This window comes from Thermanaerothrix daxensis, assembly GCF_001306145.1.
GTDB classification, from domain to species: Bacteria; Chloroflexota; Anaerolineae; order Anaerolineales; family Anaerolineaceae; genus Thermanaerothrix; species Thermanaerothrix daxensis.
In genome coordinates, this window is the sequence record NZ_LGKO01000005.1 from 110,598 (window position 1) to 133,832 (window position 23,235).

24 protein-coding genes are annotated in these 23,235 nt (G+C 57.2%); 12 read left to right on the forward strand and 12 right to left on the reverse strand.

Features of this window, described 5'->3' with window-relative positions; translation table 11 throughout:
- Window positions 1-3: 3 nt before the first annotated feature.
- The 10 genes from SE15_RS09190 to SE15_RS09235 form a co-directional block, all read right to left on the reverse strand.
- Entirely contained in the window at window positions 4-1,227 is a 1,224-nt protein-coding gene (locus SE15_RS09190; RefSeq protein ID WP_054521828.1) for an MFS transporter, read from the reverse strand.
- Window positions 1,228-1,234: 7 nt separating this feature from the next.
- The gene (locus SE15_RS09195; RefSeq protein WP_054521829.1) at window positions 1,235-2,206 is read right to left on the reverse strand and encodes a MerR family transcriptional regulator; all 972 of its coding nucleotides are present in this window, start codon (window positions 2,204-2,206) and stop codon (window positions 1,235-1,237) included.
- Window positions 2,207-2,319: 113 nt separating this feature from the next.
- Window positions 2,320-3,285 (reverse strand): MerR family transcriptional regulator, encoded by a 966-nt coding sequence (locus SE15_RS09200; RefSeq protein ID WP_054521830.1) that lies wholly within the window; start codon window positions 3,283-3,285, stop codon window positions 2,320-2,322.
- A 247-nt stretch (window positions 3,286-3,532) separates the two neighbouring features.
- Window positions 3,533-4,234, reverse strand: a complete 702-nt coding sequence (locus SE15_RS09205; protein WP_054521831.1) for a hypothetical protein — start codon at window positions 4,232-4,234, stop codon at window positions 3,533-3,535.
- A gap of 53 nt (window positions 4,235-4,287) precedes the next feature.
- On the reverse strand, window positions 4,288-4,893 hold the full coding sequence (locus SE15_RS09210; protein WP_054521832.1) for a hypothetical protein: 606 nt from the start codon (window positions 4,891-4,893) through the stop codon (window positions 4,288-4,290).
- Between the two features lie 3 nt (window positions 4,894-4,896).
- Entirely contained in the window at window positions 4,897-5,763 is an 867-nt protein-coding gene (locus SE15_RS09215; RefSeq protein ID WP_054521833.1) for a protoheme IX farnesyltransferase, read from the reverse strand.
- Between the two features lie 27 nt (window positions 5,764-5,790).
- Complete coding sequence (locus SE15_RS09220; RefSeq protein WP_054521834.1) at window positions 5,791-6,732, reverse strand: formylglycine-generating enzyme family protein; 942 nt, start codon at window positions 6,730-6,732, stop codon at window positions 5,791-5,793.
- Complete coding sequence (locus SE15_RS09225; protein ID WP_054521835.1) at window positions 6,729-8,207, reverse strand: hypothetical protein; 1,479 nt, start codon at window positions 8,205-8,207, stop codon at window positions 6,729-6,731. Before SE15_RS09225 ends, SE15_RS09220 begins: the two co-directional genes overlap by 4 nt.
- Window positions 8,208-8,380: 173 nt before the next feature.
- A complete protein-coding gene (locus SE15_RS09230) occupies window positions 8,381-9,157 on the reverse strand; it encodes a hypothetical protein (RefSeq protein ID WP_054521836.1) in 777 nt (258 codons plus the stop codon).
- Window positions 9,158-9,174: 17 nt separating this feature from the next.
- Complete coding sequence (locus tag SE15_RS09235) at window positions 9,175-9,606, reverse strand: hypothetical protein (RefSeq protein ID WP_054521837.1); 432 nt, start codon at window positions 9,604-9,606, stop codon at window positions 9,175-9,177.
- Between the two features lie 82 nt (window positions 9,607-9,688).
- Between SE15_RS09235 and SE15_RS09240 the strand changes: the two genes are divergently transcribed.
- The 3 genes from SE15_RS09240 to trxB all read left to right on the forward strand — a co-directional run bounded on the left by SE15_RS09240 (window position 9,689) and on the right by trxB (window position 12,859).
- On the forward strand, window positions 9,689-10,360 hold the full coding sequence (locus SE15_RS09240; protein ID WP_054521838.1) for a Crp/Fnr family transcriptional regulator: 672 nt from the start codon (window positions 9,689-9,691) through the stop codon (window positions 10,358-10,360).
- Between the two features lie 92 nt (window positions 10,361-10,452).
- Window positions 10,453-11,802, forward strand: a complete 1,350-nt coding sequence (locus tag SE15_RS09245) for an aminotransferase class III-fold pyridoxal phosphate-dependent enzyme (RefSeq protein WP_054521839.1) — start codon at window positions 10,453-10,455, stop codon at window positions 11,800-11,802.
- Window positions 11,803-11,887: 85 nt separating this feature from the next.
- Window positions 11,888-12,859, forward strand: coding sequence for a thioredoxin-disulfide reductase (gene trxB, locus SE15_RS09250; RefSeq protein WP_054521840.1), 972 nt, complete (start codon window positions 11,888-11,890; stop codon window positions 12,857-12,859).
- Between the two features lie 94 nt (window positions 12,860-12,953).
- Here the strand turns inward: trxB and SE15_RS09255 are convergent, their stop codons facing one another.
- Entirely contained in the window at window positions 12,954-14,093 is a 1,140-nt protein-coding gene (locus SE15_RS09255; protein WP_054521841.1) for a LysM peptidoglycan-binding domain-containing protein, read from the reverse strand.
- A gap of 97 nt (window positions 14,094-14,190) precedes the next feature.
- Complete coding sequence (locus tag SE15_RS09260) at window positions 14,191-15,222, reverse strand: L,D-transpeptidase (RefSeq protein ID WP_054521842.1); 1,032 nt, start codon at window positions 15,220-15,222, stop codon at window positions 14,191-14,193.
- A 35-nt stretch (window positions 15,223-15,257) separates the two neighbouring features.
- On the opposite strand from SE15_RS09260, the gene SE15_RS09265 reads away from it, so the two are divergent.
- The 9 genes from SE15_RS09265 to frr all read left to right on the forward strand — a co-directional run bounded on the left by SE15_RS09265 (window position 15,258) and on the right by frr (window position 23,231).
- Window positions 15,258-16,112 carry a DMT family transporter gene (locus SE15_RS09265; RefSeq protein ID WP_054521843.1) on the forward strand — a complete coding sequence of 285 codons (855 nt, stop codon included), beginning with the start codon at window positions 15,258-15,260 and terminating at the stop codon, window positions 16,110-16,112.
- A 156-nt stretch (window positions 16,113-16,268) separates the two neighbouring features.
- On the forward strand, window positions 16,269-16,682 hold the full coding sequence (locus SE15_RS14360; RefSeq protein WP_054521844.1) for a hypothetical protein: 414 nt from the start codon (window positions 16,269-16,271) through the stop codon (window positions 16,680-16,682).
- 99 nt (window positions 16,683-16,781) lie between these two features.
- Entirely contained in the window at window positions 16,782-17,105 is a 324-nt protein-coding gene (gatC, locus tag SE15_RS09275; protein ID WP_054521845.1) for an Asp-tRNA(Asn)/Glu-tRNA(Gln) amidotransferase subunit GatC, read from the forward strand.
- A gap of 18 nt (window positions 17,106-17,123) precedes the next feature.
- Window positions 17,124-18,722: an amidase gene (locus SE15_RS09280; protein ID WP_054521846.1), complete on the forward strand. Its 1,599-nt coding sequence runs from the start codon at window positions 17,124-17,126 to the stop codon at window positions 18,720-18,722.
- A 22-nt stretch (window positions 18,723-18,744) separates the two neighbouring features.
- A complete protein-coding gene (locus SE15_RS09285; RefSeq protein ID WP_054521847.1) occupies window positions 18,745-19,686 on the forward strand; it encodes a DUF4870 domain-containing protein in 942 nt (313 codons plus the stop codon).
- On the forward strand, window positions 19,683-21,140 hold the full coding sequence (gene gatB / locus SE15_RS09290) for an Asp-tRNA(Asn)/Glu-tRNA(Gln) amidotransferase subunit GatB (protein WP_054521848.1): 1,458 nt from the start codon (window positions 19,683-19,685) through the stop codon (window positions 21,138-21,140). Before SE15_RS09285 ends, gatB begins: the two co-directional genes overlap by 4 nt.
- 152 nt (window positions 21,141-21,292) lie before the next feature.
- Window positions 21,293-22,045, forward strand: coding sequence for a class I SAM-dependent DNA methyltransferase (locus tag SE15_RS09295; protein ID WP_054521849.1), 753 nt, complete (start codon window positions 21,293-21,295; stop codon window positions 22,043-22,045).
- A 39-nt stretch (window positions 22,046-22,084) separates the two neighbouring features.
- Window positions 22,085-22,438: a cupin domain-containing protein gene (locus SE15_RS09300; protein WP_054521850.1), complete on the forward strand. Its 354-nt coding sequence runs from the start codon at window positions 22,085-22,087 to the stop codon at window positions 22,436-22,438.
- A gap of 235 nt (window positions 22,439-22,673) precedes the next feature.
- A complete protein-coding gene (frr, locus tag SE15_RS09305) occupies window positions 22,674-23,231 on the forward strand; it encodes a ribosome recycling factor (protein WP_054521851.1) in 558 nt (185 codons plus the stop codon).
- The last annotated feature ends 4 nt before the right edge of the window (window positions 23,232-23,235 follow it).

Sequence of the window (23,235 nt, forward strand, 5' to 3'; positions counted from 1 at the left end):
GGGTTACTGTTCTGGAGTGACTTTCACTACCGGTTGCCTTTGGAACTCCAGGGAGAGGGGAGCCCGATAAACATAGCGCCAGACATAGGTGGTAAGCCACAGTAACAGAACACCACTGAACACACCAGGTGCCCATGTTCCCAGGTTGGCCAGCAGAAGGCTGCCCACGGCAGGGGATAGGATGCGCGTCAGGGCTTCCAGTGCCGAGGCGATTCCCAGCGTGCCGCCGACTTCAATGGGGGCAACCGTCTTGCTAATGGCGCTGTTGATGACGGTGTTGAGCACGCCCCCGCTGAGAGCGGTGGGAGCCAGGATCAGCAGGAGAACCGGCACGCTTGGGGCCAATGCCCATCCGATTAAGGAGAGGGCCATCAGAGCCGTGGAGGCCAGGATGAGCGTGCGCTCCTCGAAGCGCTGAGCCAATTTCCCAACTGCCACGCCCTGCACCAGGACCGAGAGCAGTCCCACATAAGCCAAAATGTAGCCCGTCTCCCGCGCGCCCAGGTCAAAGCGCCGCAGGGCGTAGAGAGCGAAGATGGTCTGGAACATCGAGAAGGCCAGTGCAAAGAAAAAGCGGGTGTGCAGTAAGGGCCCGACCAGGGGCTTGCGCAGCGCTTCTACCATGGCTCGTAACGTCAGCGGAGGGCGCTCGCGAGCATCCTGGCGTGCTTGCGCCGTCAGGGATTCGGGCAACCAGGCAACGACCAGGAGGAAGTTAATCAACGAGAGCGCTGCAGCGCCCAGCGCCGGCACCGCAAACCCCCACTGCGAGAGCAATCCTCCCAGGGCCGGGCCGATGATAAAACCCAACCCGAAAGCGGCCCCGATCAGCCCCAGGCCACGGGCACGGCTGCGTGCATCCGTGACATCGCTGATGTAGGCCTGGGCCACGCTGATGTTTCCGCCGGTGAAGCCGGCCAGAATGCGCGCGACAAAGAGCATTTCAAGGGACTGCGCCAGGGCCAGCAGAACGAACCCGACCAGGTTGCCAGCAATGCTGATCAGCAGCACCGGCCGTCGCCCCACCCGGTCAGAAAGGCGTCCTAGCAGGGGGGTGCCAACAAATTGGGCGGCTGCGTAAACGGCTACCAGCAGCCCCACCTCAAAATCCGTGGCGCCAAAGGTTTCGGCATAATAGGGCAGGAGGGGCAAAATCAGCCCAAAACCCAGCAGATCAATGAAAACGATTAGGAAAATTGAAGATAAACGTCGGTTGTTTCGTAGCATGAGAGAGTCACCTCCGGGAGGTCTTGGAGATGTGTTCTTGCATCAAACGTTCAATCAGAGCGACGGCTTCGGGGAGAGGTGCCCGCAGGTAGATGGCAGGGATCTCTTCGGGTAAACGCAGATCCTGGAATGCCTGGCCACCCAGCACGACCCAGGGTTTAGGGTCGGGAAATGCGGCAAGGGCCTGTGGCAGATCGAGCAGGTTGCGCGTCACTTCCGGCCGGGTGGCCGTGAACAGCAGCAGGCGCGGCTTGAGCGGTCCCAATGCTTCGGCCATGCCCTCCAGTTTCAGGTCCTGGCCCAGGTACTTCACATTCCACCCACGCCAGCGCAGCATTACCACCAGCATGAGCAGGCCAATCTGATGGGTTTCGCCCGGGGCGCAGGCGGCGACGATGACACCAGGGTGGCGGGGCGGTGCCGAGGCGGCCAGCAGGCTCATCAGATGCTGTAAACAGAACTGAGTGGCAAAATGCTCCACGGCAACCGGCAACTCACCGCGGTGCCAGGCCTCGCCAATTTCCACCAGCATGGGCTGTACGACCTCAGCCAGCACCTGGTCAATGGCGTACAGCGCTGAGGCACGGCGCAAGATTTCGGTGGCGGCTTCTTCGTTGAAGTGCGTCAGGGCCTCGTAGAGGTCGCGGGCCAGGTGGCTGGGGGAGATGGGCTGCCGGATGGGGTAAAAGCGCGTTTGCTCGGCCACCGGGTCACGGCCCAGGGAGCGTAACTCGCGCCAGTACTCCACCGCCCGTCCAATGCTTAAACCGCTCTCGATTTGCTGTTTGAGCCAGCGCAGCAGGTGGAGATCGTACTCGGAGTAAAGGCGGTAGCCCTGGTGGCTGCGACGGGGGTGAGGCAGGCCGTAGCGGCGTTCCCAGGCACGTAAAGTGACGGGCGGTAGCCCTACCAGGCGCGATACAGCCTTGATGTTGTAGACCGGCGCGTAAGGATCGTGAGAGCTCTCAGTGTTTTCCATCTAATTTTGATTGGGCGCAATTCTACCTATATGGATGATATATGTAAATATTATCACAGAGGAGTGCTATATGTATCTCCTTTGTACAAGCCCGCGTTGCTTGCACAAGCCCCTTAACGGACGGTGCGCGAGGTACTCTTCAACAGGTCACCGATTTTATCCGCGCCCTCCGAGAGGGTCTTGCCCAGGAAAACGCCCGGTACGCGCTGGATCAGATCGGGCATCCTGAGAAAGGCAGCCCCTCCGTACCCGAAAAGCGGCGTCGGGCGCAGTCGGGATAATTTTTCCTGCAGGCGGCGCATCGCCAGGGCGGATTCTTCTGAGGTGGCGGTCAGAACGATCAGCGCGGGGCGCTCTTCGCGGGCATAATCAACCAGATCCTCCAAGGGAATGTCGGGCCCCAGGTACTCCACGCGATACCCTTCACTGCGCAGCAGGATAGCCAGCATCAGGGCGCCTAGTTCGTGCTGCTCATAAGGCGCTCCGCCTACCAGGATGAAGGGATTCCCCCGGCGCACGGGGTAGGTTTGTAAGAGAGTCAGCAGTTTACCGCGTAAAAAGGCGCTGGCAAAGTGCTCGGTTGTAATGCGAATATCGCCCCGGTACCACGCTTCTCCAATCTGAACCAAACAGGGGACCAGCACTTGTTCAAACAAGGGGCGCAGGGCGTAGCTGCTCATGGCCTCGCGCAGGATCTCGCTCGCGCGGGCTTCATCATGCCGGATCAGGGCTTTGTAAAGTTGCTGGGTATAAACCTCCGGAGCAGCGCTGGCGGGCCGGGTTGGAGCCTGAGGCGTGGTAGGAATGGCCTCGGGCCACAAGCCGTTGCGGACCATCTGGCGCAGTTCAGCCACTGCCTCGCTGATGCTCAGGCCGTTGTCGGTGCGGTCTTTGAGCCAGCGCAGGATGGCCACATCGCGGTCGGAGTAGAGTCGGTACCGGTTCTCGGAGCGGTGCGGGGTGAGCACCTCGTGCCGTCGTTCCCAGGCGCGCAGGGTCACCGGGCGCACACCCGTCTGGGCGCTAACGGCCTTGATGGTGTACTTGGGTTCATCAGAAAGTTCTAAAATGCTGGGCATGGCCTTCTCCTTTTCAAGTCGGTACATTCGGCCTGTTGTTGTACATAGTGTAGCATATTATACAGCCTTTGTATAGCCCCTATTTGTATAATCTTGGGTTTGGAGGGGTTTCAAAGTTTGATCTCGAGGGCCGTTTTCTTTGGCCAATTAGCGGCAAGTGATTGTCTTAATGTTTCAGATTCATAAAAAACATCTGGCCTTGCCGCACTCCGCGGCAAGGCCAGGAAGGGTCCACAATAGGGTGCACCTAGCGGCGTAGCAGGGGTTCAGAGTGAGGAGGGGTTAAAGGTAAATGGATATGGAAGTGCCACTTTCGGACGAATAAATAAACCCCCAACCCTACCTGCCCTACCCCTGCTAATATTCTCAGAACTGGGAAGGCGGCGGCCCAATTTACCCCATTCCAGGTGTGAGTTGCGGCCATCCAAAATGGTAGAGTCAATGTAAAGATGCCGGTTACCCAGAGCGTAAAGGCAGCGATTTGGTCGCTCCCGTGTGTTGTATCCTGCCTGGTACCTGCGAAAACAGACCGCAATCTGGGTAGAAGGAAGACCAAAAAGAAGATGAGGGTAAGGGCAGTGGTATAAACGACTGCATCCACTGGCATGGATTTCCCGCGCAGGGCCCGCGAGGTCGCCATATGGAGCACACCAACCAGCAAACCCGCGATCAAGACCCTCACCGCATATTGGTGGGCGCCTGTGTGCCTGCGAATCAGGAGAACAACTGCGCGTATTCCCAATATACCAATAGATGTTGTGATGATCACGAACAAGATATATAGCCACTGAAAGCGAGCCAGTGGAGCCATATTCGGTCCAAACCCGTTAGGGTTAATGGCAACGCAACTCGTTCCCAGGCCGCTGGCCAGGGTGAAAAGGGCGGTTATTCCCATCATGAGGATCGCCAAAATGCGCAAAAAGCGAATCCATCCAGGTAATTCTTTCATGGTGCCCTCCCTAAATTGAAAGGTGAATTTTGAAAGATCTCCAACTGCTTACCTCAGCGTAGATTAAGGCCGATAACCAGGCAGAGGGTTGAAAACAATAGTGACCACGGGAGTCGTTCCATCCATTTGTCCCATTTGCTTGCCGAACGCCCCATCCGCTGCCAGAGTAAGATCATGCCACTAATGCCAATGATGGCCCCCCCTAAACTCATTCCAAGGATAAAAGGCCTGATTTGATACAGTGCAAAAGCCAATAGAGGCAGTCCCACGATAACCAGACCAGCGACTCCATGGACGAAAGCCACTGCTCCCACCCGTAGAGTCGGATGGGCTCTCATAAACCGGGTTATGGCGATGCCCACCCAGCCAATCAGTATGAAACCCAGATAAGCGCTGGTGAAAGTCGGGGCATATTCGTTAACCAATCCCAGGGAGAGGCTCAAGGGGATTAGGGCCGCGAACCAGACTCCAACGACGCTATTTAACACTTCTCGCCCCATGAGGATCAACCAAACGCTCGCTACCAGGAGGATGCCAAAACCCAGGGTATAGGCCCAAGTGGCAAAGGGTGTGCTTCCAGGGTGACCCGCTGCAATTTGCCAGGCAGAAAGCAGAGCGGTGAGAGCAAGAGGGAGGACAAAGGAGAACTTTGCACGCATGGGTCAGAGAGCCAGAAGGAGCATGGCAGAAAGCATGTAAAGCGAAGCATATTTATACAGGCTAAAGTGGGTGCGTTCGGTAGGTCTAAGCATGACGATCAAGGCCAGACAGAGCAACCCGGCTGAAAGGACCAACAGCAGGCGTAGATAACCCCATTGCATGCCCAGCCAAATTCCCGCTAATGTAATGGCAGCAGTGGCTAACAGACTGGAGATAGTTATGATCAATCGGGTGGTCCTGAAGCCATAGCGTGCGGGAAAGGTCGGGATGTGGGCAGCCTGATATTCATTAAAGTGCTTCAAAGAGAAAGTCAGGATGTGCGTGGGTATCCAAAACAGGACGGCCAGGGCCAGCAAAAGGCCAATCCCATCAATGGTCCCTGTCCCCAGGGTACGCCCTGCTAAAACCGGCATTCCTCCTGAGATGCCCCCCCAGAGGATGCTCCAGCAGGTGCGGCGCTTTAGCCAGAGGGTATAAACGATTACATCGAAAAACCAGCCAGCGAAGACAATCCAGCCGTAGCCCGTGCTGATACCGAATGCCCAACCCACGCCCAGTACTGAAAGGATGACCCCCAAAATGAATGTCTCGTGGGGCGTAAGGACGCCCGCGGCCAGTGGTCGGCTCTGGGTACGCTGCATTTTGGCATCAATATCGCGGTCCCACCACATATTGAGTACGGTGCTCCCGCTGATAGCCAATCCAAGACTGACCCCGAGGACGAACACACTGTCCAGGTGATAGACTGGGCAACGGGCACTCATGTAACCGGCCAACCCGGTAGCCAGGAGCAAGCCAGTTTGTAAAGGTTTAATCAGCGAACCATAGAGCCTGATCCGCTGTTTGATCACCGTTAACCATGTTTGCATAAACACCTCCGAAAGTGACAGCACGCCTCAGGGTTCGCGCACACAGCGAAAGCCCGTCCCGGGTCCGTAATATGAAGGAGTGGCATTGTTGGTTACCCACACCCGTAAATCTGGAGGGTAGCTGTCTTTAGAGCCGCCGCGCATGAAGCGATAATGCATGCCCGGGGTAATGTCACTTACCCACTGCCAGACATTTCCCGCCATATCGTAAAGCCCGTATGGGCTGGGAGAGTCCAGGGTGGCAAAACCGGCGTAAGTCTCCCCATTGTAAAATCCGACAGGGGTGGTGCCGGACCCGTAGGTTCGCATATCCTCAAAAGGATCGCCACTGGCGTAGAAATTGGCATTTGCCTTTGTGAGATCCCATCCCCAGGGATAAGGTCGTCCGTCAATTCCGCGCGCGGCTTTTTCCCATTCTAGGCCAGTTGGCAAGCGGTATCCGTAATAGCGGCAGTATCCCCAGGCCCCGAACCAGGAAACGTTGGTCATTGGGTGATTGCTTAAGCCGGAGCGGGGGGCAAAGATCTTTCCATCGAAAGTGAAGGGAGAGGCGGGATCGTTAAGCGGCACAAAGGGGTAATTTTTGGGAGAGATGGCTTCCTCGTGTTTTGCCCCATGGAACGGGTCGCCAGGATAAAAGCCTACCAGTTGGTCCGCCTCAATTTTGACAAATCCATCGGCCAGCGCTTGATTGAGAAAACGGGTGTATTGTTCAACAGTAACATCCGTGACCATGATAGTATAAGAGTGTGTCAGGGTAACCTGATCATTAAACTGCCCGGCCAGGAAAGGCCCTGCCGGAATGACCACCCAGGCCTCCGGATCAATACTAGTGTCAACGCTTAATACCGAGGCTTCGGCCACGCTGGAACGACAGGCGCTCAATCCCAGCAGGCCGAGCAGGCAAAAGAGCCCCCATGTAAGGCGAGGAATCATTTCACAAATAGAGGAAAATTGTACATGCCTCATGCCTTTACCTCCAATGCGGGGTCACTTTGTTGGGCTTCTTCTGCCCAACGGCCCTGGCGCCGAAACAGATCCAGCAATCGCCAGACCAGAATCAAGGCTAGAATGACCAGCACCGTTCCCAAACCGATGTCGGTGAGCAGGAGCACGGTGTTGACCAAGGATTGTTGAGCACTTTCACTCACTACCAGGCGCTTAAGTTCGTAAACGGTCACGGCTGCAAAAGCTAGGTCGGAGAACACAATCACCCCCCAACCGTAGAGCCGACGCACAAGCCCTTTCAGACCGATCATGTCTCCGTAGTAGAGCAAGATGATGGTGGCAATGATCCCGGAAAGGACGTGCCAATGGCCAGTCAGGATAAGGCGTTCTTCACGCGCGGGCCATTGACGGAAGATCTCGTCCAACCTTACAGCAACAAAAATTCCAACCCCGCTGACGGTGAAATTCATGAATACCATTTGCCAGAGCGGGCCAAAACGCAGGGGGTCGTGAAGCAAGGCACGTAATTTCTGGATCGCATTTGGTTTGACAAATCCCTGGCTCCCTTCGCGGATCAACTCGTCCCAACCATAAATGACCAGCATTAAAGCCCCCAGCATGGCCGGGGTGGCTCCCACGTAAATAATCATATGGGCAATGGGCTCCAGGGGTGTTACCACTCCCCAGACTCCCAGATTGAGAACAAGGGTACCCAGGATGAACAGGGGCATGGCAATTTTATGTAAAATGCCTTTGAAATCTAACCAGCGCCCGATGATAAGCGTTAACATGATGGCAATAAGCGCCAGCATGATGTGGAGATGCCCAATAACTGCATACTGAAAGCCGGTTTTTTCCGGTAAGCGGATAATGTTCTCGGCCAGGAAGACCCGAAATCCGTTGCCAAAGTACGCCCCGGGCACGGCTCCAAAGAGGGCCGAGATCACAGTGGTGAGAGCGGTGGTAAAGAAAGCCACCCGTTCAAGGTCAACGCCGTTGCGGGTGTGAGCGTAAGCCTTGGTGGTGACGAAGTAAGCCCGATCCCAAGGCCACAAAGCGATGCAGAGCAACACACCAGCGAAGAAGATCAGGGTTAGACCAGCGATGTACAGACCGTGTAAAGCCCAGTTGTGCCCCCAGTAAGCGAACCCCATTCCAGAAATCATCGCGACCAGGTACCCCACGGTGATCAGAGTTCGCACTGCTGTGCGGAGAAATGTTTTCATTTTCAGGAGGGCGGTGATGATGTAGGTCTCAATGGCAATAACCCCCATAGCAATCGTGTGGTAGAGAATAATGATGCGTCCCTCGCGCTCTGCAGGTAATAACTGCATCCCCAGGGAGCGTACAATCCAATCCCGTACCCCCAATTCTGCCATGGGACCCGATAACATCCCGAATAATGCGGTTTCCAGCCCGATCATGGCAACGGCTACTAAAATTAAGCCTTTGGTCGAACCGAAAAGATAACTCAAGCGCTGCCGAATCGTAAGCATAGCCAATCTCCTGGCAAAGTGGATTCTCTGACCCTTTGCCCCATTTGTTATGTTAATCACAAAAACGCACCTGGTCTTTGACTAAGGTTAATCCCTAACTGTGAAATGACCCATAACGAATGTTCCTAAGGGGAAATCCCTTAGGAACCTTTGGGGCATAGGAAGAGCATCCTTTACGCACGTGGCTTTACGAAATAATCCCACCATCGGGGTTGAATCAGAATTACGAGTAAACCCAAGCTGGCTAAGGGGGCCAGGGCAAAGAGCGAGAAACGCCCCAATTGTTGTGCGGTTACCACCGCTAACGGGATGCCAACCACCAGTTCGGTGGTTGCGGCAAGTAATCCCATCACCCGTGCCCATTCACGGGGCTTATGCAGAATGGCTAGGGTTACAACGGCCCAACCCAACATGGCTATCCAATGCAGACGTTGCACCAGGGTAAAAATGGGATCCCCGTGGGTGATTATACGGCTGGTGCTTGAGACGCCATTCATCCAGCAAAAAATGTATGCCATGCCTGTCAATAGCCCCAACAGCGTCTGGCGCCAGGACACTTTTTCCACGGCTCTTAAGAATAGAAAATACAGCGCCAGGTAGGGCCAGAAGAGGGGGAAGTAGACCGGGGGTAAGCCGGCGGCCATATAGGGGACATTTACAAACCACGATCCTAACAGGGCCAGTACCAACCCGATAGTGGAAAGGAAAAAGGCCCAGGAGCGCCCGGTAAAGAATCCGTAGGCGCTCACGGCGAAGAAAACTCCCGCCGACAAGCCGAAATCTGCCATCAGTGGGTGAATGTATTTCAATAAGATTTCACATCCTGGCTCGGCGGATTCGGCGCTCATCCCAACGCGGTACCATTGCAGGAAAAGTACAATGTGCCCAATGATCCCCATGAGGGCTGCAATGAGCGCCAATACACCACCTAAAACTTGACGATTTTTCATCCTAGCCTCCTCGTTTTCTATGGATTGTTAATTTCGCCGGTGTGGCAGGAACAGCCATTGTAATAAGCCGCATCATGATGAGCCGCTACATAAACAACCGTTCCTGGGGCAATGGTTAGATTGCAACCTTTCAGAAATGTGGGGGATCGCTCCCAGGCCATGACCTGGACTTTGCACGAAACGTAGACGGTGCCGCTCCAGGTATCATTGCAGAGGGGACCTTCAACAACTTTATCTACCACCACCATCTTTCCTCCGATCTTGACCAGGATGGGGGTTGGGGAGGGTCCTGGCGTTGGGGTTGTCGGAGGCATGGGGGTGGGTAAGGCTGTCAGATAAGAAGGGGGTTCGCCCGCAGATTGACAGGGATTCTTTTCAGACTGACAGGCGGAGATCAGGATGTTTGCTAAGATTAGTACGAAAAGCCTCAACAAGTGGGTAGGCCGCATGTTCACCTCCCGTCTGTGTGAAACATAGCACAAAGGCGGTCAAGGCGGCTTTAACTTAACGCAAATAAGATAGAATGGAGTTATGAAACTCTTCGATGTGCTCCAAACGCATTCTGTCTTTGCCTCCCTGGAAGAGGAAGAGCAAATGTACCTTGCCCAACATGCCCGGGTACACCCGTATCAGAAAGGCGAGGTGGTGGCGGTACAAGGTGATGAATGGCCTCATCTTTTCTTGATTCTGAAAGGGGAAATCCAGGCGGTTAAAGTCTCACCCGAGGGCCGGGCATTGATGGTGACGACTTTTTCCAGAAATGAGATCTTTTGGGGCCCTGCTTTTTTTGAAGAGGGTCTCTTGCTGCCAGTTACTCTGGAGGCTGCCCAACCTGCCACCCTGGCCATATGGTCGCGAGCGGTCTTAGAGCCCTTGCTGGTTAAGGGGGGAATAGGGTGGGCATTAGCGCGCCTGATGCTTCAGTACATGCTGCGAGCAAACATCCTGCTGGAACGTCTGGCGTTTCAGCCCGTAACGGCACGGCTGGCACACTTACTGCTTGAGCACTTCCAGGCCACAGAAAGCCCCGCCATTCCACGTACTTTGACCCTGGATGAAATTGCCGCGCGCATCGGCACCACGCGCGAGGTGGTCTGCCGCACCCTTTACTACCTGGCAGATCGGAACATGATCGAGGTGACCCGGACGGAGTTCATCCTTGTTGATCGTGAGGGATTGAAGCATTTGGCAGAGGGTTCTTAAACTCTCAATTCCACTTTCCCATATTCCGCTTCGCGTGATAGCATTAACATGCCCTTCCCATGAGAGGGGTATCTTATCGTGAGGTTGACTCTATGTCTGATCTTCCCGATTCTGAGCTTCTGCCTCTATGCCTGGAACACAATTTTTGGACCTGGTCGGCGCAGGCTCAGGTACAGCCCATTCCAATCCAGCGCGCCAGGGGGGTCTATTTTTGGGATATTCACGGCAAGCGCTACCTGGATTTCAATTCCATGGTCATGTGTGTCAATATTGGTCATGGGGATGAGCGAGTGGTGGAGGCTATTGCCCGTCAGGCGCGTGAACTGGCGTTTGCTGGCCCGCAGATGGCTACCCGCCCGCGTGCCTTGCTCGGCAAATTGCTGGCGGAAATCACTCCCCCGGGCTTGACCAAGTTCCTCTACACGTTGGGCGGGGCAGATGCTAACGAGAACGCCATCAAATTGGCGCGCGGCTATACCGGGCGATGGAAGATCCTGACGCGCTATCGCTCTTATCACGGGGCCACCTACGGCGCCATTGCTGCTACCGGCGATCCGCGCCGCCTGGCCTGGGAGCCCCTTACCATGCCCGGCGTGGTGCATTTTCTGGATCCCTATCGCTATCGCTCCACCTTTCACCGCACCTGCCCCGACCTGCCCGAGGAGGAATTCACACAGGATTACCTCAACCACCTGGAAGAAGTGATCCAGTACGAAGGGCCGCAGACCATTGCTGCCATTCTGCTTGAGACGGTCACCGGCACCAACGGGGTGATCATCCCTCCTCGCGGGTACCTGGAGGGGGTGCGCGCGCTGTGCGACCGCTACGGCATTCTGCTGATCTGTGATGAAGTGATGAGTGGGTTTGGGCGCACGGGGGCGTGGTTTGCGGTGGAGCATTACGGCGTCGTGCCCGACCTGATGACCATGGCGAAGGGGTTGACCTCGGGATATGCTCCGCTGGGAGCGGTGGCCATGAAACCCGAGATCGCCGCGTACTACAACGAGCGCGTCTACCAGGGTGGGCTGACCTACAACGGCCATCCCATCTCTCTGGCGGCGGCCATTGCCACCATCGAGGTGATGAAAGAAGATCACCTGGTGGAACGTGCCCGCGCCACCGGTGAGGTGCTGGCCGAGATGCTCGCAGAACTGATGGATCGCCACCCCTCGGTGGGTGAGGTGCGCTCCATCGGTCTTTTTGGGGCGATTGAACTGGTACGAAACCGTCAGACGCGCGAGCCTCTGGCTCCTTATAACGGTAGCAGTCCCGAGATGATGGCTCTGCGCCGTTTTTTGCTGGATCGCGGGCTGTTCCTCTACACTCATTGGAACGTCGTGCTGATCATCCCGCCGCTCATCATCACCCCGGAACAACTGGCTGAGGGTTTTGCCATCCTGGATGAGGGCTTACAGATTACCGATCGGGCGGTTGAAGCATAGGTGTAACCTTATTCCCCGCCCACGCATCTAAGTAAAGGTTATTGTTTCGGAGATAAATCATCCAAATCAACGAGGAGTACAAGCCATGGAGATCAATCTGGGTGCAGTGACTGCGTCCTCGTCATCTCACTCCAATGATGTGGAAAATTTGCTCGTCCTTGGGGCCGGGCCGGCCGGTTTGGCGGCGGCGCTCTATGCCGCCCGTGCCGAACTTGCGCCCCTGGTGTTGACTGGTACTGAATTGGGCGGTCAGGCTGCGCTGACCCACATGATTGAAAACTACCCCGGTTTTCCCGAGGGCGTTGGTGGGATGGAACTGGGGGAATTGTTTCAAAAGCAGGCAGAGCGCTTTGGAGCACGCCTGGAATTTGATACGGCCGAGGCGGTGGACCTATCTCAACGACCTTTCCGGGTGCGTACGTACGACAAGGAGTACCTGGCGCGCACGCTCATCATTGCCACTGGCGCCAGCCCCAACCACCTTCAAGTTCCCGGAGAGGCAGAATTCACGGGTCGCGGAGTTTCCTACTGTGCTACGTGCGATGGCTGGTTTTTCAAGGATAAGGAGGTCATTGTGGTGGGGGGCGGCGATAGCGCGCTGGAAGAGGGAATTTTCCTCACTCGCTATGCCAGGCAGGTGACCATCGTACATCGGCGTGATCAATTACGCGCGGGGGCCATCTTACAGCGCCGCGCGCGTGAGAATCCGAAGATCCGGTTTATCTGGAACACGGTGGTGCGCGAGATCCGCGGCAACACGGCGGTGGAGGCAGTGCGCCTGGAAAATGTGAAGACCGGAGAAGTCTGGGAGCAACCCACCGACGGCGTGTTTATCTTCATCGGCCATCGGCCCAATACAGCGCTCTTCCAGGGGCAATTGAAACTGGATGCCCAGGGCTACATTAAAACGGATGCGCTGATGCGGACCAGCGTGCCCGGTGTGTTTGCGGCGGGTGAGGTGATGGACCCGCATTTTCGCCAGGTGGTGACCTCTGCCGGTATGGGCGCCGCAGCGGCTATGATGGCCATTCGCTTCCTGCAAGAGCAAGAGGGGTAGAGCATTGACCTTTGAGGGCGGGTAAGGCTGACCACCTGACAAAAAGGCTGCCCTGATCAACCGGGCAGCCTTTTGTATTTACTAACCGCGCGGGTCAGGGTGTGGGCGAGGGTGAACCCGCTGCCCACCAGACGAAGACGCGCAGTGCACTGGGTGATCCGGCCTGTTCGTAAATGGGCTTGCCATCCAGGGAGGTCCCGGTCTGGCGCACCGGCACTACAAACCATTGTAGTACATGGGGCACGGTATCCACCGGGCGGAACGAAGCCGGCACGATGTATTTGGTATCCGTCACATAATCTACCAGGCGGCGACCGCGTCCTTCTGTCAGGTCCTCAATGGTCACGGCGTACGCCTCGTTATCTCGCAAAGTGCCCACCGAAGCCCATTGCAGGGTCACCGAATCGTTGGCAGCAGTAAAGACGGCGCCGTTGGCGGGCAGGAGCAGGTTAGGTGCCGGATACGGCGGGGGTGGGGTTGGGGTGGGAGTGGGGCCGGGGGTGGGCAGTCGCTCGCACAGCGGGATTTGCAGTACCTGCCCCTCGTAAACAATGTCGCTGGTCAGGCCGTTATAGGTCTTGATGGACTCCATGGAGACGTTATAACGGGCGGCAATGATGCTCAGGGTGTCATTGGCCGTCACCGTGTAATCCAGTTTTTGGCAGGCGGCTTCGGTGGCTTCGGCCGGGCTGAGCGTGTTGGTCGGTTGCGGAGATGGGGTGGGGGTGGGTTGGGGAATGAGCAATTTTTGCCCCACCACCAGGTTATCACACGCCACCGGCAGGTTGTTCAGAGCAATGATGCTGGAGACGGAGACCCCAAACGTGTAGGCGATGGTGATGCAGTTATCCCCAGAGCGGACGGTGTACTCAATGGGTGGCAGGGGGGTAAAGGTGGGCTCCAGGGTTGGGGTCGGGCTGGCGGTGGGGGTCAGGGTGATGGTGGGGGTCACGGTCAGGGTAGGTGTGGCCGTGGGTTCCACCACTCGTCCGGTGCCTTGCAGTGCCGCAAAGACCGTGCCCGCGCCGATGGCCAGCAGCAGGACCATTAATCCCAACGCAATCGGGAGTGAAAGGGTGATTTCAGGAAGGCGAGGCCCCTGGAGCGGGCTGCCTTTTTTGCTTCCCTCAGGGGTAAAGGTGTGGCCGCAGACCAGACAGCGGGTTGCTCCTTCACTGGTGCGCGCTCCACAAATTGGGCAAACTTTGGTTTTGGTCGTTTCCTCTGGACTCATAGACCTTATCCTTAAAATATGCCGTATAAGGGTTCGCGGCAGGGGGTATTATAACATAGTCGTTTTTCTGGCAAGGGGTGGCCTCTCGGCTGCCGGTTCAGACAACTATCACGCGTGTGCCGTAGCCTATCTTTTCGATGTCCTCCGGACCGGCTACGGGGGTTGTCCAGCGGTAAAGCCAGCGTGCTTCGGCGGTGCGCATGTTGATGCAGCCGTGGCTGCGGGGGGTGCCAAAATCGGTGTGCCAGTAAGTGCCGTGAAAAGCCACGCCGGTAGCCTCAAAGAAGCACGTCCAGGGTACACCGGGTAGTTCGTAGTCTTCGGGGTTGCCCGTCAAGCGACCCTCCCCCATGTGTTTGGAGGGCATCTTGGAGTAGATGTTGAACTCCCCCTTGGGGGTTTCCCATGGAATTTCTCCGGGAGGTGAACGGAACAACCCTGAGGAGATCTTGGTTTGGAAAACCGGCGTTTCCCCTTCGTAGCAGGTCAGGGTTTGGCGGGCAATGGAGACTTCAATCCACTTCTGGTGAGGGGGCACATCCGGAGAGATGGGAGCAAATTCTTCCGGTCTCAGCAGGCGCAGATGCAGAGCAGGGGCGTGATACTCAATTTCCAGCAATTCATCCTTAATGCGGTACCAGGGACTGCCATCAGGTCCTTCGTCTATTCCCACCACCCAGTGGGTGGATTCGAAGTAAAGGCGGTATAATGGCTGCCAGCCCTGCGACCTCGTGTAGCGCAAAGCCTGGGTGTAGGGCACGGTGACTTCGGCCAGGTTGAGCGCCGCTGGCAGGTTCGTGGGGACCGGATTATATTGAATGCGCACGCGCTGCGTGTTGGCCCGATGGATGTAACCGCCCCATACCCGATACCACACCGGATTGTAGGCAGGGCCGGCTTCCGACTCCACCTCGGCGTAGATGTTGACCAGTTCGTCGCGGTAGCGCTGAAAGCGAATGCGGCTTTTGTCCGAAGGCTGGCTGTAGACGCTGACCGAACGCACGGTGACACGCAGCAGATCCTCTTGGGTGGCATCGCGGAAGGTGCCCTCCCAGGGGCGGAACGCCAGTGTCCCCAGGCTGAGCGCCATCAGGCGCAAAAATTCGCGGCGCGAAAGGCGGGTGCTCATTTGCAAAGGATTATACCAGTGTGAGGGATCTCCTTTTGGCGCTTCTTTCCGCGGTGCTGGGGGCGCTAGCCAACTGGCTGGCGCGTGATCTTCTGCGCCGTTTTCGATTGCGGGAGATCTTCGGGCTCAATTTTGCCCTCATCTTTGGCATGATGTTGCCTCTGGCTCCGCTCTACTTTAGGCTGGCGTGGCAACCAGAGCCATTGGGATGGTTGGCTCTGAGCGTTGGGTTGGATGCGCTGGCCAATTATGCTTATTTTCGGGCATTTGTGGATCTGGATGCCGTCTCCGCCTCCACGCTCCTGGCCCTCTCGCCTCTGTTCACCTTGCTGATTGCTTTGGGGTTGCCAGGCCAATCGGTGGGTCTTCAGCCATTGCAAATGGTGGGGGTGATTGTGTGTACCGGTGGTGTGCTGGCTCTAACGCGCGTCCAGCCCCATGTGAATGAAGCGGTGCGGGGCGATGCGGGACCGACCCGAGCTTGGCTTTACCCGCTGGTTGCGGCGGCGCTTTTTGGCCTGAGCCTCTACCCGGCTCGGCTTCTCTTTACCCGCGGGTGGACCAACCCGCCCACGTACTACCTGGTGCGCGCGGGCCTCATTGCGCTGGTGGCGAGGTGGGTGGCTCCTTCGGGTTCTTTCCGCTGGCAAGCGGAGCAAGTGGGCAGGCTAGCCCTGCGCGCCGTTCTGGTCATTGGGCAGTGGTTGGCGCTTTTATTCGCGTTGGAGGGAGGCGCCCCCGCCGCGGTCAAGGCACTGGCGGATACTTCGCCGCTCTTTGTGGTGGGGTTTAGTGCGATCCTGGGAAGGGAGAGACCTACGCGCGCCCAGGTGATGGCGGCCTTGGGAGTGGTGGCCGGGGTAGCGCTCTTGCTGCTGGGGGCAGGTTGAGATGAGCGGCGCCTTGGTGAAGGCGGGTTTACCGTCATTCTCACCGATGTAGCGAACGCCTTCGCTTGACAGTTTGCCAATCTTGTATATACTGACACTGACCTTGCCAAGCATCGTGTGCAGGGTTGCGACCCCCGGCAAGAGGAGTCCTCGCGCATGCGCGATAATGTTTGGAATGTGCTTACCCTCCTCGCCCTGCTGGCCACGCTGGGCGTTGTGCTTGTTTTTGTATTCATCTTCCTGAACCCCTATACTCCTCTGAATCCGTTCCCCCCTCCCACCCTGCCTCCACGCCTGGTGCTCCCCACCAGTACCCCCACGTTGCGCCAATTGCCCCCCACCTGGACGCCAACTCCCCCCTTGGGGGCTGAGACCCCAACTTTGCGCCCAACTTCCACCCTTCCGCCAACTTACACGCCTTACTTCATTCCCACGGCCACGCCCACTCTAACCCCAACTCGCACTCCGACCATTACCCGGACTCCCACGCTGACCCCAACCGTTACTCCCATCCCCACGGATACACCGGTTCCCCCGCCCGAACCCACCGCAACCGAGGGCAGTACGTAATTTCATCCGCCCTCTCTGCGCTTTGGGAAAAGTGGGATGGTTTTTTGCCGATGCGTGGGCGGGTGGGGGTCCATGTGGATAGAACCAAGAGGTGAGTTTATGCCTGCTGAAACAATTGATCCTGCAACCTTTGCGCATCTTGTGCACCTGGCTGCCCTGGAACTGGATGAGGCTCAGGCGGAGTACCTGCGCCGTGAGTTAAACCGCCAGCTTGGGGCTATTCACGAATTGGAAGCCATTCCCCTGGATGACAGCGTGCCGATCACTTCGCACGGTGTCCCTTACACCCCTGAGATCAGCCCGCCATTGCGCGAGGATGACTGGCAGCCTTTCTCCGATGCGGCGGAGATCCTTGGGCAGGCGCCGCAGGTTGAAGAGGGGTATGTTGTTGTGCCGGATATTCCCCACACTACTCTGGAATAATAATGATGATGAGGTCACATGGAACTGTGTGATTTATCGGCGTATGAACTCAGTTTGCTCCTCCGCCAGCGACGCGTCTCGGCGGTGGAAATTCTGGAATCCTGCTTGCGGCGCATTGCCCAGGTGGATGGTCGTCCTGGCAGCTTAGAGCCGGGGGAGCCCCTGCCCGAAGATGCTGAGCGCGTGCACGCGTTCATCACCCTGACGGCAGAGCGTGCCCGTGCCCAGGCCGAAGAGGTGGACCGGCGCCTGGCAGCGGGTGAGCCGGTCGGCTTGCTGGCGGGCATTCCCTTCACGGTTAAGGACATCTTCTGCGTCAAGGGCACCCCCTCGACGGCTGGCTCGCGCATTCTGGCGAATTTTGTGGCCCCCTACACCGCAACGCCGGTTGCCCGCATGGAAGCCGCGGGGGCGCTTATGCTGGGCAAGGTCAACCTGGATGAATTCACCTACGGCTCGTCAAATGAGTCCTCCGCTTTCCGCCCTACCCCGCGTAACCCCTGGAATCTGGATCGCGTACCGGGTGGTTCTTCGGGTGGGAGCACGGCCAGCGTAGCCGCGGGCGAAGCTCCGCTCTCGCTTGGCACCGATACCGCGGGTTCAATTCGGCAACCGGCGGCCTTCTGCGGGGTGGTGGGCATCAAGCCCACTTATGGGCGCGTCTCGCGCTACGGTCTGATCGCTTTTGGCTCCTCGCTGGATTGCCCTGGACCGATTGCCCGCAACGTGGTGGATGCCGCGCTCATGCTCCAGGTGATTGCCGGCCCGGACCCCCACGACAGCACTGCAGCCAACTTGCCGGTACCCGATTACCTGGCGACGTTGGACGAAGGGGTGCGAGGACTGCGTATCGGTCTCTCACCGGATTACTTCCGTATCACCTTTCCCGATGCGGTGCGAGGTGAGTATGATCAGCAGCCCATCCCCGGCGAGATTGAGGCAGCGGTGCGCCGTGCTGCCGATATCCTGGCCGACCTGGGGGCCGAGATTGTCGAGGGCGTGCCCATGCCCAACACTCGCTACGGCATCCCGGCCTATTTTGTGATTAGCCGGGTGGAGGCGGCTTCGAACCTGCACCGCTACGACGGCGTCAAGTACGGCTACCGCACCCCGCAACCCGTGCAGGACCTGCACGAAATGTATCGCAAGACGCGCAATGAGGGGTTTGGGTTGCAACCCAAATTACGCATTTTGATGGGCATGTACGTTAGTGCGGCGCAGTACAGTGCTCAGTATTATCAACGCGCTCTGCGCGTGCGCACCCTCATTCGCCGCGATTTTGAACAGGCATTTGACCCGCAGGGCAAGTACCGTTTGCATGCTCTGCTCACTCCAACCACCCCCACCACTGCCTTTCGCATGGGCGCTATCTATGGTGACTCGGTGCTCATGCAGTACGCCGATCAGCTCACCGTCCCGGCCAATCACGCGGGCATTCCCGGCATTTCTATACCGGCCGGGCTGGATGGTGAGGGACTACCTATCGGCATTCAATTCCTTGGCCCCGATTTCAGTGAGGCATTGCTTTTGCGCATTGCGCGGGCTTTTGAGCGCGCCACCGAAGAAGCCCCCTGGCGCAAGGTCAAACCGCAGGTGTTGCAGCGCCTGGCGGCTTGAATGAACGAAGGATGGTAATACCATGGCAAGAGTTACCCTTTCCCCAACGTCCGGCGCTGAGCACACACTGGCCGCGCTAGCGCATGCGGCGATTCTCCTCCCTGGGTGGGGGCTACTGGCTCCCACGGCCATTTGGGCGGTCCAATCGCGCCGGGGACAGTACCTGTCCTTTCAGTCTTTGCAGGCGTTCACCTACCAGGCAGCCCAATTGTTATTCCTGATGGTGGTGGGGTTGGGGCTGGGGGTACTCTACCTGGGCGGCATCGGGGTTGTGATTTTGCTCTCTGGGCTGGTTTCCAAGGATGTGGCCTCGGTGCTCCTCCCTCTGGGACAAATTTTCTTCATCGGGAGTCTGGTGGTATTGTGGGGGCTGTGGGTCCTGGGTGGACTCGTGGCTGCCATCCTATGCCTGAGCGGCCAGGATGTGCGCTATCCCCTCTTGGGTGCTTTCCTTGAGCGGTACTTGAGCGTTGAAGCCGGTGCGGATCCCTCTTCATTTACTCCCTTTGCCCCCGAACGCGAAGCACGCTGGATGGCGGCGCTGACCTACGCGGGAGTGCTCATCAATCCTTACGGTTGGCTGATTCCGTTGATCGTGTGGCTGACGCAAAAGGAGCGCTCTGCCCTTTTGCGCTATCAGGCTCTGCAGGCGCTGCTTTACCAGGGGATTGGAACACTGGTGTTGATGGGATTGAGCCTCCTGATGGGGGGATTGGCCATCCCAATGATTCTGGTGCTGGCTTTCGTCGGCAGTTTTTCATCCAGCCTGCCCGTGCTGGTGGTGATCCCCTGGGTGGCGCTGGTGCTTTTGATTACCACGCTTTCGCTAATCTATGTATTCTTTGGGCTGTGGATGGGTATGCGGGTGGCCCAGGGGCAGAATTTCACCTTCCCCGGTTTGGGGCCCTGGCTGCGCCGTCGTCTTGACGTTACCTCACCCGTTTATGGAGGTTCGACCCTATGACTGAGTACGAGGCCATTATCGGCCTGGAGACCCACATTCAGTTGAACACCCTGACCAAGATTTTCTGCGCTTGCAAGGCCGATTCCTGGTACGACCCGCCCAATACGAACATCTGCCCAGTGTGCACCGGGCTCCCCGGCGTCCTGCCGGTGCTGAACCGCGCTGCAGTGGAGAAGGCGGCCCTGCTGGCCATTGCCATGCACGCGGAGATTAACGAGATCTCATACTTCGACCGCAAAAATTACTTTTATCCCGATCTGCCCAAGGGCTACCAGATTTCGCAGTACGATCAGCCCTTGGCCTCAGGGGGATACCTGGATGTACCGATGCCGGCAACGCCGGAGCGCCCGGCCTACGTGCGTCGGGTGACCATCCGTAAGTTGCATATCGAGGAAGATGCGGGGAAGACCAAGAATGTCAACGGGCGCCGCTGGATTGATTTCAACCGCTGTGGTGTGCCCCTGGTGGAGATGGTCACCGGACCTGACCTGCGCTCGGCTGATGAGGCGGCCCAGTACCTGATTCGTCTGCGTCAGTTGCTGCGCTGGCTGGGCATTTCCGAGGCAGATATGGAGAAGGGCCACCTGCGTTGCGACGCTAATGTCTCCATCCGCCCCAAGGGCGCCGATTATTTCAACCCCAAGACCGAGATTAAGAACGTCAATTCGATTGAGAACGTACGGGATGCCATCCAGCACGAAATCGAACGCCAGATTCGCGAGGTGGAGGCCGGGCGCACCATTGAGGCCTGGACGCTGGAATGGGATGAGGATGCAAGCGTCCTGCGCAAGATGCGCTCCAAGGAAACCGAGGCGGATTACCGCTACTTCAAGGAGCCAGATCTGCTGCCACTGCGCATTGATGCGGCATGGAAGGCAGCCATCCTGGCCCAGCGCGTGGAATTGCCGTTGGAACGTCGTCAGCGTTTCATTGAAGCCTACGGGTTGCCGGAATACGATGCCGAAATCCTGACCGGCGAGCGTGCCCTTTCGGATTATTTTGAGCAGGCTGTGCGCGCATATGGTGGGGACCCCAAAAAGGTCTCGAACTACCTGATGAACGATGTGCTGCGCATGCTCAATGAGAGCGGCAAGAGCGCGACTGAACTGCGTCTGACCCCGCAGTACCTGGCGGATATTCTCAGACTGGTGGATGCAGGCACCATCAATACCTCAACGGCTAAAGCCCTCTTGCAGAAAGTGGAGGAGAGTGGCCGTTCCCCGCAGGCAATTGTCGAAGCCGAGGGGCTGGCAAAGGTCAGTGATGAGAGCGCCATCCGTGCCGTGTGCCAGGAGGTGCTGGCCGAAAACCCCAAAGAGGTGGAATCCTACCGCAAGGGCAAAGTGACACTGATTGGCTGGTTCGTGGGTCAGGTGATGAAGAAAATGCGCGGCAAAGCCGATCCCACCCTGGCGCGGCAGATTTTGGAGGAACTGCTCGGCACTCAGGAGTGATTTGTATTTAGAATTTCGGTTGAGCCAAAGGCATAAGTTGCTGAGACCCTTGTAGGGCTTACACGAGAATTCTTAACGGATCACTGGAAGTTCGTTGGGTTGTCATTGGCAAGGTAATTTGCAAGAGTCAAAAACCAGCCGGAGTTGTCCAAGTGCAAGCATATGGAAGAGGTTTTGCCCGGGCCTATGACCTGAAATGGTCGGGTTTCGCCAGACAGATTGCCCCGTTTATCCTGGATTTTTACGCGGCTACACCGCTGGGGCAGAAGAAGAAAAGCATTCTTGACCTGTGTTGTGGTACCGGCCATCTGGCCGTTTGTTTTTTGGAAAAGGGATACCGGGTGGTGGGCCTTGACCTGTCGGCGCCCATGTTGCACTATGCACGGGAGAATGCCCGCCAATATCTCGAGTCCGGCCAGGCCGCCTTCATCCAGGCTGATGCAAGCCATTTTTCACTAAATGAGCGTTTTGGGCTGGTTGTTTCCACGTATGACGCCCTCAATCACCTCGAGGACGAAGCAGCGCTACGCAGTTGTTTTGAGTGTGTGTACAGGGTCAGTGAGGGGTATTTCATCTTTGATTTGAACACACGGCGTGGGTTAAGGCGTTGGAATAATCTCCAGATAGATGCGGATGACGATGTATTCACCCTTACTCGGGGGTTCTATGACGGACAAAGTGACCGGGCCTGGGTAAAGATCACCGGTTTTCTCCGGTTGCCCAACGGGCTCTATGAAAGGTTTGAGGAGACCGTGTTCAATACTGCCTTTGAAATGAAAAAGGTAAAGGAAGCACTATTAGATGTGGGCTGGAAGACGGTCTATTTTGCCCGCATTCAAGACCTGAAAACTCCACTTGATGACCCTGAAGAGGAGGGGCGGGTGTTTGTTGTGGTAAGCAAGTAATACAATGAGCAATGGGCAAACTTCCTGAGAGGTTTTGAAATGATCCTTGCCGTCAGTAAGGCAAATGCGGAGCATTATGTCTGGGGCCAGCAATGTGATGGCTGGCACCTTCTCAACTTACCCTCGCTGAGCGTTATCCAGGAACGCGTCCCGGTGGGGGCCGGTGAGGTACGGCACTACCATCAACAGGCTCAGCAGTTCTTCTTTGTGCTTTCTGGGGTTGCCATGTTGGAAGTTGGGGGTGAGTGCACCCGGCTCAGTCGCGGGCAGGGCTGCCATGTCCCGGCGGGGGTGGCTCACCTGCTCTACAACGAAGGCCCTGAAGACCTGGAATTTCTGGTCGTGTCGGTGCCCCCTGCCCACGGGGATCGCGTGCCGGTGGCAGATGGCTGACCCGCCTCCGGAGCCCTTGCCAGGGCTTGCTGAGGGGGGCCGGAACTTACCGGCAAACCTCGGCGGTAAGCCATAGCGCATTTTGAGATTTTAAGGTATGCTTTAATCACCTTCGTTTGGGCAAACCGGGGGGTGAGGTTCCCTTTCGCCCAGCGGCTGCCCGGAAGGCAGCCGGAGGTGCTCCGGCGCGTGCGCGCATGATCCTGACGCTGCTAAACGGAAGGAGGTCTGGCCTATGATTAAAGACGCTCTCAAAGAAGCCGAAGCCCGCATGAAAGGGGCGCTGCAAACCCTGGAAGAAGACCTTGCCGGGATTCGCACTGGCCGCGCCACACCGGCGTTGATTGAAAAGATCCCGGTAGAGTACTATGGAGTGCCCACCCCGTTGATGCAATTGGCGGCCATCAGCGTGCCTGACCCACGTACCCTGTTGATTAAGCCATTTGACCCTTCTACCCTGCGCGCGATTGAGAAGGCGATTATTGCCTCTCCGTTGGGGCTGACCCCCTCGAATGATGGCAAGACCATGCGCCTGGTGCTCCCTCCCCTGACCGAAGAACGCCGGCGCGAACTGGTCAAAATGGTTCATGCGCGCCTGGAAGAAGCACGTGTGGCCATTCGCAACATCCGCCGCGATGTGATGAAAGATCTGCGCGAATTTGAGAAGGAAAAACTGATCTCAGAAGACGACTTGAAAAAAGGTGAGGAAGAACTGCAAAAACTCACCGACCGCATGATTGGAGAAGTGGATACGATTGGTGCCCGAAAAGAAAAGGAAATCCTGGAATTCTAATCCT

Bases quoted from the DNA above. Each gene is read 5' to 3' on its own strand.
- SE15_RS09190 (WP_054521828.1), bottom strand. From the start codon at position 1,227: ATGCTACGAAACAACCGACGTTTATCTTCAATTTTCCTAATCGTTTTC.
- SE15_RS09195 (WP_054521829.1), bottom strand. From the start codon at position 2,206: ATGGAAAACACTGAGAGCTCTCACGATCCTTACGCGCCGGTCTACAAC.
- SE15_RS09200 (WP_054521830.1), bottom strand. From the start codon at position 3,285: ATGCCCAGCATTTTAGAACTTTCTGATGAACCCAAGTACACCATCAAG.
- SE15_RS09205 (WP_054521831.1), bottom strand. From the start codon at position 4,234: ATGAAAGAATTACCTGGATGGATTCGCTTTTTGCGCATTTTGGCGATC.
- SE15_RS09210 (WP_054521832.1), bottom strand. From the start codon at position 4,893: ATGCGTGCAAAGTTCTCCTTTGTCCTCCCTCTTGCTCTCACCGCTCTG.
- SE15_RS09215 (WP_054521833.1), bottom strand. From the start codon at position 5,763: ATGCAAACATGGTTAACGGTGATCAAACAGCGGATCAGGCTCTATGGT.
- SE15_RS09220 (WP_054521834.1), bottom strand. From the start codon at position 6,732: ATGAGGCATGTACAATTTTCCTCTATTTGTGAAATGATTCCTCGCCTT.
- SE15_RS09225 (WP_054521835.1), bottom strand. From the start codon at position 8,207: ATGCTTACGATTCGGCAGCGCTTGAGTTATCTTTTCGGTTCGACCAAA.
- SE15_RS09230 (WP_054521836.1), bottom strand. From the start codon at position 9,157: ATGAAAAATCGTCAAGTTTTAGGTGGTGTATTGGCGCTCATTGCAGCC.
- SE15_RS09235 (WP_054521837.1), bottom strand. From the start codon at position 9,606: ATGCGGCCTACCCACTTGTTGAGGCTTTTCGTACTAATCTTAGCAAAC.
- SE15_RS09240 (WP_054521838.1), top strand. From the start codon at position 9,689: ATGAAACTCTTCGATGTGCTCCAAACGCATTCTGTCTTTGCCTCCCTG.
- SE15_RS09245 (WP_054521839.1), top strand. From the start codon at position 10,453: ATGTCTGATCTTCCCGATTCTGAGCTTCTGCCTCTATGCCTGGAACAC.
- trxB (WP_054521840.1), top strand. From the start codon at position 11,888: ATGGAGATCAATCTGGGTGCAGTGACTGCGTCCTCGTCATCTCACTCC.
- SE15_RS09255 (WP_054521841.1), bottom strand. From the start codon at position 14,093: ATGAGTCCAGAGGAAACGACCAAAACCAAAGTTTGCCCAATTTGTGGA.
- SE15_RS09260 (WP_054521842.1), bottom strand. From the start codon at position 15,222: ATGAGCACCCGCCTTTCGCGCCGCGAATTTTTGCGCCTGATGGCGCTC.
- SE15_RS14360 (WP_054521844.1), top strand. From the start codon at position 16,269: ATGCGCGATAATGTTTGGAATGTGCTTACCCTCCTCGCCCTGCTGGCC.
- gatC (WP_054521845.1), top strand. From the start codon at position 16,782: ATGCCTGCTGAAACAATTGATCCTGCAACCTTTGCGCATCTTGTGCAC.
- SE15_RS09280 (WP_054521846.1), top strand. From the start codon at position 17,124: ATGGAACTGTGTGATTTATCGGCGTATGAACTCAGTTTGCTCCTCCGC.
- SE15_RS09285 (WP_054521847.1), top strand. From the start codon at position 18,745: ATGGCAAGAGTTACCCTTTCCCCAACGTCCGGCGCTGAGCACACACTG.
- gatB (WP_054521848.1), top strand. From the start codon at position 19,683: ATGACTGAGTACGAGGCCATTATCGGCCTGGAGACCCACATTCAGTTG.
- SE15_RS09300 (WP_054521850.1), top strand. From the start codon at position 22,085: ATGATCCTTGCCGTCAGTAAGGCAAATGCGGAGCATTATGTCTGGGGC.
- frr (WP_054521851.1), top strand. From the start codon at position 22,674: ATGATTAAAGACGCTCTCAAAGAAGCCGAAGCCCGCATGAAAGGGGCG.